At 60.2% G+C, this 15,782-nt stretch carries 9 protein-coding genes and 1 pseudogene; 6 read left to right on the forward strand and 4 right to left on the reverse strand.

The window, feature by feature from the left end; translation table 11 throughout:
* The 4 genes and pseudogenes from FQ187_RS00005 to FQ187_RS00020 form a co-directional block, all read right to left on the reverse strand.
* Positions 1-258: transposase (locus FQ187_RS00005; RefSeq protein WP_149627909.1), on the reverse strand; the 258-nt coding region annotated here is incomplete at its 3' end.
* Positions 259-329: 71 nt separating this feature from the next.
* Complete coding sequence (locus FQ187_RS00010; RefSeq protein WP_149627910.1) at positions 330-2,681, reverse strand: tetratricopeptide repeat protein; 2,352 nt, start codon at positions 2,679-2,681, stop codon at positions 330-332.
* A gap of 99 nt (positions 2,682-2,780) precedes the next feature.
* Positions 2,781-2,969: pseudogene (locus FQ187_RS30195) on the reverse strand (hypothetical protein); the annotation flags it as partial.
* 155 nt (positions 2,970-3,124) lie between these two features.
* Complete coding sequence (locus FQ187_RS00020) at positions 3,125-3,550, reverse strand: YciI family protein (protein WP_149627911.1); 426 nt, start codon at positions 3,548-3,550, stop codon at positions 3,125-3,127.
* Between the two features lie 265 nt (positions 3,551-3,815).
* Between FQ187_RS00020 and tpx the strand changes: the two genes are divergently transcribed.
* The 6 genes from tpx (at position 3,816) to FQ187_RS00050 (ending at position 15,769) form a co-directional block, all read left to right on the forward strand.
* The gene (gene tpx, locus FQ187_RS00025) at positions 3,816-4,316 is read left to right on the forward strand and encodes a thiol peroxidase (protein WP_008150862.1); all 501 of its coding nucleotides are present in this window, start codon (positions 3,816-3,818) and stop codon (positions 4,314-4,316) included.
* A 178-nt stretch (positions 4,317-4,494) separates the two neighbouring features.
* Positions 4,495-5,811 (forward strand): MdtA/MuxA family multidrug efflux RND transporter periplasmic adaptor subunit, encoded by a 1,317-nt coding sequence (locus FQ187_RS00030; protein WP_149627912.1) that lies wholly within the window; start codon positions 4,495-4,497, stop codon positions 5,809-5,811.
* A complete protein-coding gene (locus FQ187_RS00035; RefSeq protein WP_149627913.1) occupies positions 5,808-8,912 on the forward strand; it encodes an MdtB/MuxB family multidrug efflux RND transporter permease subunit in 3,105 nt (1,034 codons plus the stop codon). The genes FQ187_RS00030 and FQ187_RS00035 overlap by 4 nt, the downstream gene beginning before the upstream one ends.
* Positions 8,909-12,016 carry an efflux RND transporter permease subunit gene (locus FQ187_RS00040; protein WP_149627914.1) on the forward strand — a complete coding sequence of 1,036 codons (3,108 nt, stop codon included), beginning with the start codon at positions 8,909-8,911 and terminating at the stop codon, positions 12,014-12,016. Before FQ187_RS00035 ends, FQ187_RS00040 begins: the two co-directional genes overlap by 4 nt.
* Entirely contained in the window at positions 12,013-13,494 is a 1,482-nt protein-coding gene (locus tag FQ187_RS00045) for an efflux transporter outer membrane subunit (RefSeq protein WP_149627915.1), read from the forward strand. Before FQ187_RS00040 ends, FQ187_RS00045 begins: the two co-directional genes overlap by 4 nt.
* Positions 13,495-13,687: 193 nt before the next feature.
* Positions 13,688-15,769 (forward strand): bifunctional diguanylate cyclase/phosphodiesterase, encoded by a 2,082-nt coding sequence (locus tag FQ187_RS00050; RefSeq protein ID WP_149627916.1) that lies wholly within the window; start codon positions 13,688-13,690, stop codon positions 15,767-15,769.
* Positions 15,770-15,782: the final 13 nt, after the last annotated feature.

Raw genomic sequence — 15,782 nt, forward strand, 5'->3', positions numbered from 1 at the left:
TAATACATCGTTATCCATCTTGAGCTGACGGTTTTCTTGCTCCAACTGGCGAATACGCTGTTGCTCAGAGGTCAGCGGCTTGCCGATCCCGGCTTGCCCCAACTTCTCGGCCTCATACTGTTGTACCCAGCGTCGAACGGCCGTATCACCAATATCAAGATCACGACAAACCTGTGAAACACTCAGGCCCTGGTCCTTGATCATCTTTACAACTTCCAGCTTGAAGCTGTCGTCGAATACTTTGCGTTTGTCGGTCATGGAGAACTCCTCAATAGGTGTATTTTCCACCTATCGGGGTGTCCGGGGAAATTAGACCACTGCACCATCAATTACTTCAACGCCGGATCCCCCATGTTCATTTTCTTCCAGCCTTGCAACAACACCTGTGCCTTCGGTTCCTGCCCGTTATCCAGGTAGTACTGGATCAACGACAACCGGGCATTGCGATTGGCCGGCTGCACTTTCAACAATCGCTCCAGCTCTTGGCAGGCCTCATCGACCTTGCCGCTGTCGTGCAACGCCACCGCCAACACGTAACCGTACTGGCCATTCTGAGGATCCAGTTGTGCGGCTTTGCGCAGGGCCGGCATGGCCTGGGCTGATTTGCCCGCGCGCACCAGCGACAGGCCTTGGGTATGTTGCAGAAGGGCGGCGTCCGGGTGTTCTTTCAGGCTCTGCTCCAGCAGCGTCTGAGCTTCCTGATTGCGGCCGTTCGCCTCCAGCCATTGCACCAGCGTCACCAGCGCCGGGTAGAAATCAGGATCACGTTTGAGGGCTGAGCGCAGCAGCGCTTCGACTTCGCCGCTACGACCGCTGGCCTGATAGAGCATGGCCAGGTTGAGGTTGGCTTCAGCGCGTTCGGCCAGGCTCTTCTGGACCTCCTCGTATTCGGCGATGGCTGCATTCCAGTTGTCCTGGGCACTGCCCAAGCCATTACGGGCCACGCTCAGCAGATCCCGCGCAGCGACAATCCGCACAGCCTTCACCGGATCATGCAACAACGGCGTCAGCAGCGACGCGCGCTCCGGTGGCGGCAGGAACGCGCCGATCGCCCGGGCGGCGCTTTCACGCACTTGCGGGGCCGGGTTGTTCAAGTCCTGGGTGGCCAGTTTCAACGCCTGTTCGCTTGGATACAGCGGCAACTCGGCCAGCAGGGTTGCGCGTTGAATCGCTGGCAAATGGCTAAGTTGAAGCTGCTCGTACAACGCTTGTGCCGCGCCGGGTTGACCGTTGCGAATCAGCCACAGGCTTTCGTCGTAACGCGGCGCCTGCGCGGTGGCGGTGTTCCAGAGCTTGAATTGCTCGGCGACCTTGTCGCCGGCCTTGCCCTGGTGACAGGTCAGGCAAGCGTCCGGCGTGCCGAGTTTTTTCGCCCGCTCAGGGTTGGGAATGCTGAAACTGTGGTCATGCCTGAAGTCATTGCTCATGTAGAACTTGCCGGGCATGTGGCAATCCACGCACTGCGAACCCGGTTGGCCCATGGTGTGGCGGGTGTGTTCGATGGAATCGTAGTTCTTCGCTTGCAGGCCTGCGCCGTCAACACCCGCGACTGAAGTTTTGCCGGCGGTGTTGTGGCATTGCATGCAGACACCGTTGCCCGGTGCCTTGAGCTTGGTGCTGTGCGGGTTGTGGCAGTTGCTGCAGCGCACGCCCTTGTCGAACATTTTGCTCTGGGCGAAGGAGCCGTGTTCGAACACTTCGTCCTTGATCTTGCCGTCCAGTGCGTACAACTCGCGGGTCAGGGGGCTCGGCAGGTAGTCATCCATCAGGTGCTTGCCGGCGGTGAAGCCGTCGCCCAGTGGCGCGCGGCGCGAGTGGCAGCGGGCACAGGTTTCGATTTCGACGGTGGCGTTCTTGTCCTTCAGGTCGACGGCAAAACCGGCATGGACCAGGTCACCTTTTTTTGCCGTCCATGCCAGGTGATTGGAGGCCGGGCCGTGACAAGCCTGACAGCCGACACCGAGGCTGTTCCAGTGACTGTCGAAAGTGTTTTTTGCGGCATCGAAATTGCGCTTGTAACCGGTGGTGTGGCACTCGACGCACATGAAGTTGGCGTTCTGGCTCGGCTTGCTCCAGTGCAACGGGTCTTTGAAGTTCACACCCTGGCCCGGATAGAGGTGAAACCAGCGGTGCTTTTCGGTATCCCAAGCCACGCCGAGGGCTTGCAACCGACCTTCGCCGACCTCGATCAGGTATTGCTGCAACGGCGCAATGCCGAAGGTGTAGGCGACCTTGAAGTCGGTATTCTTGCCGTCAATCCCGGGGGTGTTGACCCAGAACCCGCCGTCCTTGCGCGAGAAACGGGTGGTTTCGTTTTCCGCTTTGAAGGTGACGTTATTGAAGTCGCCGAGCATCGTATCGGCATTGGCCTCCTGCATCGCCAATTGGTGATGGGAGCCTTGCCAGTCCTTGACCTGCTCGCTGTGGCAGCCTTGGCATTGTTGCTCATCGACCATCGTTGCCGGCGCCATGGCGACCGGTTGCGATTTGGCCGGCTGAGCGACCGGCGTACTGACAGGCGCATAAGTCACGGGGGCCGGTTTGCTGCTGAACAGAAACCAGCCGATGCCCGCTATGGCCAACAGCAAAACGCCGAGGGTGACGGGAAACAGGTAACGGTTAATCAAGGTCGGTGGCGAATCAGGGTTTGGCTGTACCGCTTTATTTTTATGTTTCGGCATTGCGACTTCCATAGTCCGGGTGCGTTTGCCGTCAGGCGCGCGTTCAAGCTCGACGCAGCTTTGCCGGATGGCCGGCGTCTGTCAAATGACGGTTGTGATCTACTCCCCGACAAACCACCGGAAATACGGATTTCCCCCATCCCCGCGCATCACCTCGCGAATATCCCTGGTCCACGCGTCGCGGTCACCGTCATAAGCATGCAGACTCGCCCGATAGAACTGCATCAGGCGTTGCTGGTGTGCGTTCATCCGTTCGTTGAAACCCGCATTGGTATTCACCAACTCGGGGTTTGCCAGTCGAAGGGAGTTGATCTTTGGTTTTTTGTGCACGTTTGCGTGAGTTTATGTGTACTAAAAAGTTAATTCGAAACAGGGGGGTTTGAGATCGACAGACTGTTGATGTGGCGAGGGGGCAAGCCCCCTCGCCACAATGACTGGACTATTCAGCGCGTCTTCGCCTGCGCACGCAGCCGCTCTTCCTGCTCCCGCAGTTCCGGTGTGAACTCGGCCCCGAAATCTTCAGCCTCGAACACCTGGCGAATCTCGATCTCGGCGTCGGTGCCTGGCATTGGGTTGGGGCATCGCTTGACCCAGTCGATCGCCTCTTGTTTCGACTTCACCTGCCATATCCAGTAGCCGGCGATCAGCTCCTTGGTTTCGGCGAACGGGCCGTCGATCACCGTGCGTTGGTCACCCGAGAAACGCACGCGGGCTCCTTTGCTACTGGGTTGCAGGCCATCGCCCTCGATGAGGATGCCGGCTTTGACCAGCTCCTCGTTGTAGTTGCCCATCGCTGTCATCAGTTCCTCGCTGGGCATCACACCGGCCTCGGAATCCTGGCTGGCTTTCACAATGATCATGAATCGCATGGTCTTATCTCCGCTGGATGTTAGTGATTCAAGGCTAGTCGAATGGCCGTCGCCTGAATCGACAGCGCTTCTTACGGAATATCGCCGAAAAGCAGATTTGTTTCTCGACACTAAACTCGCTTTGCGGTGATGGGGGGGCGGTTTGTATCCAATGCGTGCGACGAGACTTCACAATTTGTATCTGGGCATAGGTCGTCGGGCAATTTCGTGGTTAACTTCGGCCTCTTCAAAATTCTCTACAACAACGTTCAGAAGGACTCCGTTCATGGCTCAAGTCACTCTTAAAGGCTCCCCGGTTCAAGTCAACGGCCAACTGCCACAAGCCGGTTCCAAGGCGCCAGCCTTTTCCCTGGTTGCCGGCAATCTGTCCGACGTGACCCTGGCGAGCTTCGCCGGCAAGCGCAAAGTGCTGAACATCTTCCCAAGCGTCGATACCCCGACCTGCGCGACTTCGGTTCGCAAGTTCAACGCCCAGGCCAGTGATGTCGCCAACACTGTCGTGCTGTGCATCTCCGCTGACCTGCCGTTCGCTCAAGCTCGCTTCTGCGGCGCCGAGGGCCTGGAAAACGTACAGAACCTGTCGACCCTGCGCGGTGCCGAGTTCATCGAGAACTACGGCGTTGCCATCGCAGACGGCCCGCTCAAAGGCCTGACGGCCCGTGCCGTCGTGGTTCTGGACGAAAACGACAACGTTCTGCACAGCGAACTGGTCAAGGAAATCGCTGAAGAACCGAACTACGAAGCGGCACTCGCCGTTCTTAAATAAGTAAAGCATTACAATTGTTAACGGCCTGGCACTGTCCAGGCCGTTTTCATTTGTGCTTCAGTGTCTTAGATAAATCTCCTGTTACGTAAGCCGAAGGTAAATTGCCGGTAAAGCCGCTTTGCTTAATACCCGCCAGTGCTTATCGTTCAGCCTCCTGTAGAAGAAGCCCACGCGCCCAATGGTTGATCATTCCATGCAATCCTCCGTTTCCCGTAGTCCCCGTCGCTGGCTGTTTGGCCTGCTTGTCCTGTTGGTCATCGCTGGCCTGTGCTGGAAATTCTGGCCCGCCGGCACTGCCCAAAAAGAGGGCGCAGGGCAAAAAGCCGTTGCCGGGCAAACCGGCAGGTCGGGGGGGATGCGTCCGGGTTTCGGAGGGGCGACCGGGCCTGTTCCAGTGCGTGTCGCGCCAGCGGTCAAGGGCGACTTCCCGCTGTACTACAAGGCGCTGGGCACCGTGACGGCGCTGAACACCATCAATGTGCGCAGCCGCGTCGGCGGTGAGCTGATGAAGATCTCCTTCGAGGAAGGGCAGATGGTCAAGGCGGGCGATCTGCTGGCTGAAATCGACCCGCGTCCTTACCAGAACGCCTTGCTTCAGGCTGAAGGCACGTTGCTGCAGAACCAGGCACAACTGAAAAACGCCCAGGTCGATGTGGAACGCTATCGCGGCCTGTATCGCGAAGACAGTATTGCCAAGCAGACCCTGGACACCGCCGAAGCGCTGGTGGGCCAGTATCAGGGCACGGTCAAAACCAATCAGGCGGCGGTCAACGACGCCAAGCTCAATCTGGAATTCACCAAGATCCGCGCCCCGATTGCCGGGCGTGTGGGCTTGCGTCAGCTGGATGTCGGCAACCTGGTGGCGGCCAACGACACCACCGCGCTGGTGATCATCACCCAGACCCAACCGATCAGCGTTGCGTTCACCTTGCCGGAAAACAGCCTGGAGACCGTGCTGGCCCGTTATCGCACCGGCGCCAAACTGCCCGCCGAAGCCTGGGACCGTGGCGACACCAAGTTGCAGGCCACCGGCGTCTTGCAGAGCCTGGACAACCAGATCGACGTCACCACCGGCACCCTGAAATTCAAGGCACGCTATGAGAACCGCGATCAGGCGCTGTTCCCGAACCAGTTCGTCAACGTCCACCTGCTGGCCGACACCCTCAAAGACGTGGTGCTCGCACCTTCGGCAGCGATTCAGTTCGGCACCAACGGCACGTTTGTCTACGCCTTGGACGGCGACAAGAAAGTCGCGATTCGTCAGTTGAAAGTCGGCGCCAGTGACGGTGAAAACACCGTGATTACCGAAGGCCTGGCCCCCGGGGATCGCGTGGTCCTTGAAGGCACCGACCGCTTGAAGGAAGGCAGCGAAGTGGAAGTGGTCAACGACACCAAGGATGTACCGACCACCCCGACCGAGCACCTGCAAGGCAAATCGGCCGCCACGGTGCCTGACGCGACGACCACCGACAAGGCGAAAAAGGGCGGCGCATGAACATCTCGCGGCTGTTCATCCTTCGCCCGGTCGCCACGACCCTGAGCATGCTGGCCATTATCCTGGCCGGCGTGATCGCCTATCGGCTGTTGCCGGTGTCGGCATTGCCTCAGGTCGATTACCCGACCATCCGCGTCATGACGCTGTACCCCGGTGCCAGCCCGGATGTCATGACCAGCGCCGTGACCGCGCCCCTTGAGCGTCAATTCGGGCAGATGCCCGGCCTGACCCAGATGGCGTCGACCAGCTCCGGCGGCGCTTCAGTGCTGACCCTGCGTTTCAGCCTCGACATCAACATGGATGTCGCCGAGCAGCAGGTGCAGGCGGCGATCAACGCCGCGACCAATTTGCTGCCCAAGGACCTGCCGGCGCCGCCGGTGTACAACAAGGTCAACCCGGCGGACACCCCGGTGCTGACCCTGGCCATCACCTCCAAGACCATGCTGCTGCCCAAGCTCAATGATTTGGTCGACACGCGCATGGCGCAGAAAATTGCCCAGATCAGCGGCGTCGGCATGGTCAGCATTGCCGGTGGCCAGCGGCAGGCCGTGCGGATCAAGGTCAACCCCGAGGCACTGGCGGCCAATGGCTTGAACCTCTCCGACGTGCGAACCCTGATCGGTGCGTCCAACGTCAACCAGCCCAAGGGCAACTTCGACGGCCCGACCCGGGTGTCGATGCTCGATGCAAACGATCAACTGACCTCGCCCAAGGACTACGCCAATCTGATTCTCGCCTACGCCAACGGCGCGCCGTTGCGGCTCAAGGACGTGGCGGAGATCGTCGATGGCGCGGAAAACGAACGTCTGGCGGCGTGGGCCAACGAAAATCAGGCCGTGCTGCTGAATATCCAGCGTCAGCCTGGCGCCAACGTCATCGAAGTGGTTGACCGGATCAAAGCCCTGCTGCCGAGCATCACCGACAACCTGCCGGCCGGTCTCGAAGTCACCGTGCTGACCGACCGCACCCAGACTATCCGCGCCTCGGTCACCGACGTGCAGCACGAATTGTTGATCGCCATTGCGCTGGTCGTGATGGTGACCTTCCTGTTCCTGCGTCGGGCCAGCGCCACGATGATTCCGTCGGTCGCGGTCCCACTGTCGCTGATCGGCACCTTCGGCGTGATGTACCTCGCGGGTTTCTCGGTCAACAACCTGACCCTGATGGCACTGACCATCGCCACCGGTTTCGTGGTGGACGATGCGATTGTCATGCTGGAGAACATTTCCCGATTTATCGAAGAGGGCGATAGCCCCCTGAATGCGGCGCTCAAGGGCGCCAAGCAGATCGGCTTCACCCTGATCTCCCTGACCCTGTCGCTGATCGCCGTACTGATTCCGCTGCTGTTCATGGCCGACGTGGTAGGGCGGTTGTTCCGCGAATTTGCCATCACCCTGGCGGTGGCGATCCTGATCTCCCTGGTGGTGTCTCTGACCCTGACGCCGATGATGTGCGCTCGTTTGCTCAAACGTGAGCCGAAGGAAGAAGAACAGGGTCGTTTCTACCGGGCCAGCGGCGCCACAATTGATTGGATGATCGCGGCTTACGGGCGCAAGTTAAAGTGGGTTCTCAAGCATCAACCGCTGACCCTGCTGGTGGCCATCGGCACGCTGGCGTTGACCGTGTTCCTTTACATGGTGGTGCCAAAGGGCTTTTTCCCGGTGCAGGACACCGGGGTGATCCAGGGCATTTCCGAAGCGCCGCAGTCGATTTCCTTTGCGGCCATGAGCGAACGTCAGCAGGAACTGGCCAAAGTGATCCTGGCGGATCCAGCGGTGGAGAGCTTGTCGTCCTACATCGGCGTCGACGGTGACAACTCGACGCTCAATAGCGGTCGTCTGCTGATCAACCTAAAATCCCACAGCAATCGCGACCTGAGCGCCGCCGAGGTGATTGCACGTCTGCAACCGGAACTGGACAAACTCATCGGCATTCGCCTGTTCATGCAACCGGTGCAGGACCTGACCATCGAAGACCGCGTCAGCCGGACTCAATACCAGTTCAGTATGTCGTCGCCGGATTCCGAGCTGCTCAGTCTATGGAGTGGTCGTCTGGTGGAAGCACTGGCCCAACGGCCGGAGCTCACCGACGTTGCCAGCGATTTGCAGGACAAGGGCCTGCAGGTGTATCTGGTGATCGACCGCGATGCGGCGTCCCGGGTCGGTGTGTCGGTGTCGAACATCACCGATGCGCTGTACGACGCCTTCGGTCAGCGGCAGATTTCCACCATCTACACCCAGGCCAGCCAGTACCGCGTGGTGCTGCAATCGCAGTCCGGCGAGAAGATCGGCCCGGAGGCGCTGAACCAGATTCACGTGAAAACCACCGACGGCGGGCAAGTGCGCCTGTCCAGTCTGGCGCACATGGAGGAGCGTCAGGCACAACTGGCGATCACTCATATCGGGCAGTTTCCGGCGGTGATGATGTCGTTCAACCTCGCGCCCGGCGTGGCGCTGGGGCATGCGGTGGAGATCATCGACCAGGTGCAGAAAGACATCGGCATGCCGATTGGCGTGCAGACCCAGTTCCAGGGCGCGGCCGAGGCATTCCAGGCGTCGCTGTCGAGCACCTTGCTGCTGATTCTGGCGGCGGTGGTCACCATGTACATCGTGCTCGGCGTGCTCTACGAGAGCTACATCCACCCGATCACCATTCTCTCGACCTTGCCCTCGGCGGCGGTCGGTGCCTTGCTGGCGTTGCTGTTGAGCGGCAATGACCTGGGCATGATCGCGATCATCGGCATCATTTTGTTGATCGGTATCGTGAAAAAGAACGCGATCATGATGATCGACTTTGCCCTCGACGCCGAACGCAATCAGGGCATGGACCCGGAAACGGCGATCTATCAGGCGGCGCTGCTGCGTTTCCGGCCGATTCTGATGACCACACTGGCCGCGTTGTTCGGCGCGGTACCACTGATGCTGGCGACCGGCTCCGGCGCGGAACTGCGTCAACCGTTGGGTCTGGTGATGGTGGGTGGCTTGTTGGTGAGTCAGGTGCTGACGCTGTTTACCACTCCGGTCATCTACCTGTACTTCGACCGACTCGGTCGGCGTTGGGGGCGCAAGCCTGAAGCCGTGGAAGCGGCAGAACAGCCATGAACCTGTCCGGACCTTTCATCAACCGCCCGGTCGCGACGATGTTGCTGAGCCTGGCGATCCTGCTGCTGGGCGGCGTGAGCTTCGGCCTGTTGCCGGTGGCGCCGTTGCCGCAGATGGACTTCCCGGTGATCGTGGTCCAGGCGAGTCTGCCCGGTGCGAGCCCGGAGGTCATGGCCTCGACGGTGGCCACGCCGCTGGAACGCTCCTTCGGCGCCATCGCCGGGGTCAACACCATGAGCAGCCGCTCCAGCCAGGGCTCGACCCGGGTGATTTTGCAGTTCGACCTGGACCGCGACATCAACGGCGCGGCGCGGGAAGTGCAGGCGGCGATCAACGCTTCGCGCAATTTGCTGCCGAGCGGGATGCGCAGCATGCCGACCTACAAGAAGGTCAACCCGTCCCAGGCGCCGGTCATGGTGCTGTCGCTGACCTCCGACGTACTGGAAAAGGGCCAGCTCTACGATTTGGCCTCGACGATTCTGTCCCAGAGCGTGTCTCAGGTGCAGGGCGTCGGCGAAGTGCAGATCGGCGGCAGTTCCTTGCCGGCGGTGCGCATCGAACTCGAACCGCAGGCGCTAAACCAGTACGGCGTGGCGCTGGACGATGTGCGCAACACCATCGCCAACGCCAACGTACGCAGGCCAAAAGGGTCGGTCGAAGATGGCCAGCGGTTGTGGCAGGTTCAGGCCAACGATCAACTCGAGAAAGCCAAGGATTACGAGTCGCTGATCATTCACTACGCGGACGGCGCGGCCCTGCGCCTGAAGGACGTGGCGAAGGTCAGCGACGGCGTCGAAGACCGCTACAACAGCGGCTTCTTCAACAACGATGCGGCGGTACTGCTGGTGATCAACCGTCAGGCCGGCGCGAACATCATCGAGACGGTCAACGAAATCAAGGCTCAACTGCCGGCGTTGCAGGCCGTGTTGCCGGCCAGCGTGAAGCTGAACGTGGCGATGGACCGGTCGCCGGTGATCAAGGCGACCTTGCACGAAGCGGAAATGACCCTGTTGATTGCCGTGGCGCTGGTGATTCTGGTGGTGTTCCTGTTCCTCGGTAACTTCCGCGCCTCGCTGATTCCGACCCTTGCGGTGCCTGTGTCGCTGGTCGGCACCTTTGCGGTGATGTACCTCTATGGATTCTCCCTGAACAACCTGTCGCTGATGGCGCTGATTCTGGCCACCGGGCTGGTGGTGGACGATGCCATTGTGGTGCTGGAGAACATTTCGCGGCACATCGACAAAGGCGTACCGCCGATGAAGGCCGCGTACCTCGGGGCGCAGGAAGTCGGCTTCACCTTGCTGTCGATGAACGTCTCGCTGGTGGCGGTGTTTCTGTCGATTCTGTTTATGGGCGGGATTGTCGAAAGCCTGTTTCGCGAGTTTTCCATCACGTTGGCGGCGTCCATCGTGGTGTCGCTGGTGGTCTCCTTGACGCTGACCCCGATGCTCTGCGCCCGCTGGCTCAAGCCGCATACGCCGGGTGAGGAAAACCGTTTGCAGCGCTGGAGTCAGCGCGCCAACGAGTGGATGGTCGGCAAATACGCCACAAGCCTCGACTGGGTGCTGCGACATCGCCGGTTGACCTTGCTCAGTCTTATTGTGACAGTCGGCGTTAACATTGCTCTGTATGTCGTTGTTCCTAAAACATTTTTGCCTCAGCAGGATACCGGCCAACTGATCGGTTTCGTGCGCGGCGATGACGGGCTGTCATTCAGTGTGATGCAGCCGAAAATGGAAACCTTCCGCCGTGCCGTGCTCAAGGATGACGCGGTGCAAAGCGTCGCTGGCTTCATCGGCGGCACCAACGGCACCAACAACGCCTTCATGCTGGTGCGGCTGAAACCGATCAAGGAGCGAAACATTTCTGCGCAAAAGGTCATCGAACGCCTGCGCAAGGAAATGCCCAAGGTCGCCGGTGCGCAGTTGATGCTGATGGCCGATCAGGACCTGCAGTTTGGTGGCGGTCGTGAACAGACCACGTCCCAGTATTCCTACATCCTGCAAAGCGCCGACCTTGGCGAGTTGCGTGAGTGGTATCCGAAAGTCGTTACCGCACTCAAGGCGTTGCCGGAGCTGACCGCGATTGACGCCCGTGAAGGGCGCGGCGCCCAACAGGTGACCCTGATCGTCGACCGTGATCAGGCCAAACGCCTGGGCGTCGACATGGACATGGTCACCGCGGTGCTGAACAACGCCTACAGCCAGCGGCAGATTTCGACGATTTACGACAGCCTTAACCAGTATCAGGTGGTCATGGAGGTCAATCCGAAATATGCCCAGGACCCAATCACCCTCAAACAGGTTCAGGTGATCACCGCTGACGGTGCGCGGATTCCGCTCTCGACCATCGCGCATTACGAAAACAGCCTGGAAGACGACCGCGTCAGCCACGAAGGCCAGTTCGCCTCCGAGAGCATTTCCTTCGACATGGCCGAAGGCGTGACGGTGGAGCAGGGCACAGCGGCCATCGAGCGGGCTATCGCCAGACTCGGCATGCCGGAAGACGTGATCGTGAAAATGGCCGGCACAGCCGACGCCTTTGCCGCGACCCAGAAGAGCCAGCCGTGGATGATTCTTGGGGCGCTGGTGGCGGTGTATCTGGTGCTCGGTGTGCTGTATGAAAGCTACATTCACCCGCTGACCATTCTCTCGACCTTGCCGTCGGCCGGGGTCGGCGCGTTGCTGTCGATTTACGCATTGGGCGGTGAGTTCAGCCTGATCTCGTTGCTCGGGCTGTTCCTGCTGATCGGCGTGGTGAAGAAAAACGCCATTCTGATGATCGACCTGGCCTTGCAGCTGGAGCGACATCAGGGCATGGCTCCGCTGGAGTCGATTCGCAGCGCCTGCCTGCAACGTCTGCGGCCGATTCTGATGACCACCCTGGCGGCGATCCTCGGCGCGTTGCCGTTGCTGCTGAGCCGCGCCGAAGGTGCGGAAATGCGTCAGCCGCTGGGCCTGACTATCATCGGCGGGCTGATCTTCAGCCAGGTGCTGACCCTTTACACCACCCCGGTGGTTTACCTCTATCTCGACAAACTGCGCCATCGCTTCAACCACTGGCGTGGGGTGCGTACCGATGCTGCTCTGGAAACTCCGCTATGACTGACCGTTCGCTTATCAATCTGGCTGCACCGCTGGTAACGGCCCGAGGCTCGCGTTTGTTGAGCCTGGCGCTAAGCGTGGCGATGCTCAGCGCTTGCGCCATCGGCCCGGATTACCAGCGCCCGCAAGCGGCTGCGCCGGCGCAATACAAGGAAGCGGCAGGCTGGCGTCAGGCCAACCCCGGCGATTCTCTGGCCCGTGGCGCCTGGTGGGAGTTGTATGGCGATCAGCAGCTCAATGGCCTGATCCAACAACTCAACAGTTCCAACCAGACCGTCGCGCAATCCGAAGCCCAGTACCGTCAGGCCCAGGCCTTGGTGCGCAGTGCCCGTGGTGCGTTTTTCCCCACCGTGGACCTGACTGTCGGGAAAAACCGCTCCAGCCAGGGCACGGGCAGCAGCAGTTCGAGCCTGACCAGTTCTTCCAGCGGGATTCGCGACACTTACACCGCACAGGCTGGGGTGAGTTGGGAAGCCGACATTTGGGGCAAGCTGCGCCGAGGCCTTGAAGCCGACACTGCTAACGCCGAGGCGAGTTTTGCCGATCTGGCGGCGATGCGCTTGAGTCAGCAGTCGGAACTGGTGCAGAACTATCTGCAACTGCGCGTGATCGACGAGCAGAAACGCCTGTTGGAAGCGACGGTCGAGGCCTATCAGCGCTCGCTGACAATGACTGAAAACCAGTATCGCGCTGGTGTCTCCGGTAAGGATGCGGTGGCGCAGGCCCAGACTCAGCTCAAGAGCACCGAGGCTGACCTGGTCGATCTGATCTGGCAGCGTGCTCAATTCGAGAATGCCATTGCCGTACTGATCGGGTTACCGCCGGCCCAGTTCAGCCTGGCTGAAACCAAAGACATTCCTGCGTTGCCCGAGATACCGCTGAGCCTGCCTTCGCAATTGCTCGAGCGCCGCCCGGACATAGCCTCCGCCGAACGCTCGGTGATGGCCGCCAATGCCAACATCGGCGTGGCCAAGGCGGCCTATTACCCGGATTTCACCCTGAGTCTGAACGGTGGTTACAGCAGCAGCACCTATGCCAACTGGATCAGCGTGCCGAACCGCTTCTGGTCGGTCGGACCGCAATTGGCCATGACCGTGTTCGACGGCGGTCAGCGCTCCGCGGAAGTTGACCGCAGCGAAGCGGCCTACGACGAGACCGTGGCCAAGTACCGCCAGACCGTGCTCGATGGTTTCCGTGAGGTGGAAAACTATCTGGTGCAGCTCAAGGTCCTGGAAGACGAAGCGGGCGTGCGCCAGGAAGCACTGGACGCGGCGCGAGAATCCTTGCGTCTGACCCAGAACCAGTACAAGGCCGGAGTGATCGCTTACCTGGGCGTGGTAGTCGTTCAGGCCACAGCGTTGAACAATGAACGCAGCGTGCTGAGCCTGTTGCAGAGCCGGTTGATTGCCAGCGTGCAGTTGATCGCGGCACTGGGCGGTGGCTGGGATGGGGCATTGCAAGTGAGCGAAAAGGAGTAGGCATCAGCTCCGATGATCGTTCCCACGCGGAGCATGGGAACGATCAGTTGAGCGGCACTTAATGTGAAACCTTAAAACAAGCGTTTCATCGACTTGATGGCCATTTGCTTATTTTGTCAGTGCGTTCTTTTGCGCAATCAGTACAATCGCCCAATTTGCCCCCCGAGAACGGAGGGCTGTCGCGAGAAGTCTCATGCTTATCGGTAGCTATTCCCCCACGCTGGTTATCATCTCGCTTTTTGTGGCGATTCTCGCCTCGTATACCGCGCTCGACCTGACCGAGCGCATCGCCACGGCCAAGGGCCGGGCCGTGCATCTATGGACGGCGGGCGGCGCCTTTGCCATGGGGGTTGGCGTGTGGTCGATGCATTTCATCGGCATGCTCGCATTCAAACTGCCCATCGACCTCGGTTACGACGTCGGCATCACGTTGCTGTCTCTGCTGATTAGCATCCTGTCTTGCGGCTTTGCCCTGTGGCTGGTCAGCCAGCCACAATTGCCAGCCTGGCAATTGGCATTCGGCGCGCTGGTCATGGGTTCCGGGATCAGCGCCATGCACTACACCGGCATGGCCGCCATGCGCATGCAGCCGGGTATCGATTACGATCCGACGCTGTTCGGCGCCTCGCTGCTTATCGCCGTAGTCGCCTCGGGCGCCGCGTTGTGGATCGCTTTCCGCCTGCGCCAGCACACACCTTATGTCGGCCTGATCCGTGGCGGTGCGGCGGTGATCATGGGTCTCGCGATCGTAGGCATGCATTACACCGGCATGGCGGCGGCGCGTTTCCCGGATGGCAGCTTCTGTGGCGGGGCCGTCAGCGGCTTGAACGGCAAGGGCCTGGACAATCTGGTGTTGATCACCACCCTGGCGGTGTTGAGCATTGCCTTGCTGACCTCGATTCTCGATGCGCGTCTTGAGGCACGGACCGCAGAACTCGGCCACTCATTGACCGAGGCCAACCGCGAACTGACCCAACTGGCCCTGCATGACACCCTGACCGGTCTGCCGAATCGAGTGTTGCTGGCTGACCGCATCGATCAGGCAATGTCTATGGTGCGCGAGCAAGGCGGTTGTTTCGCGTTGATGTTCATCGATCTGGACGGTTTCAAACCGGTTAACGATGCCTTCGGTCACCATATGGGTGATCTGTTGTTGCGTGAAGTCGGTCTGCGCTTGCGCGAGGATTTGCGCAGCCATGACACCCTGGCGCGGATCGGCGGTGATGAGTTTGTATTGCTGGTGCAACTCGGCGAGCAGAACGATGCATTGAACCTGGCGGCCCGTCAGGTCGGGCTGATCGCGCGTTCGTTCCGGGTCGCCGAACATGACTTGCAGATTTCCGCCAGCGTCGGCATCGCGATTTATCCGGGTAACGGTGAAACCGCCGAAGAGTTGCTGATGAACGCCGACGCGGCGATGTATCACGCCAAGGGCGCCGGGAAAAACGGCTATAGCTTCTTCGATGCCTCGATGAACAGCAACGCACGCAAACAGCTGCAATTGCTGCAGGACTTGCGTATCGCCCTTGATCAGCAGCAATTCAGTCTCTATTACCAACCCAAGTTCGATGCCAACAATGGCCGGCCGGTCGGTGCCGAGGCGTTGCTGCGCTGGGTGCATCCGACCCAAGGCATGCTGCTGCCGGACAAATTCATCGAACTGGCGGAAAAAACCGGGCTGATCATTCCGATTGGCGAATGGGTGCTCAACGAAGCCTGCCGTCAGATGCGCGAGTGGTACGTGCTCGGGTACACCGACTGGCGCATCGCGGTGAACCTTTCAGCCCTGCAGTTCTGCCACGCGGGCCTGGTCCAGAGCGTCGCCAAAGCCTTGGCCACTCACCATTTGCCGGCCAACAGCCTGACCCTCGAGATCACAGAAACCACGGCCATGAGCGATGCCGATGCGAGCATGACGGTGCTTCAGGAGCTTTCGACCATGGGTGTCGACCTGTCGATCGACGACTTTGGCACCGGCTATTCGAGCTTGATGTACCTCAAGCGCCTGCCGGCTAACGAACTGAAGATCGACCGGGGTTTTGTCCGCGATCTGGAGCGTGACAGCGATGACGCCGCCATCGTTTCCGCCATCGTCGCCCTAGGTCAGGCGCTAGGGTTGCGGATCGTCGCCGAAGGGGTGGAGACCGACTCGCAGCAAGACTTCCTGACGCAACTCGGTTGTGATTCGCTACAGGGCTATCTGCTCGGGCACCCGTTGCCGGCCGAACGTTTCATGGTAGATATTCTGCGTGCAGAGCAATTGGCGGTGTCTTGAGAACAAGCTGATT

Source organism: Pseudomonas sp. ANT_J28 (assembly GCF_008370005.1).
Classification (GTDB): Bacteria; Pseudomonadota; Gammaproteobacteria; order Pseudomonadales; family Pseudomonadaceae; genus Aquipseudomonas; species Aquipseudomonas frigoris.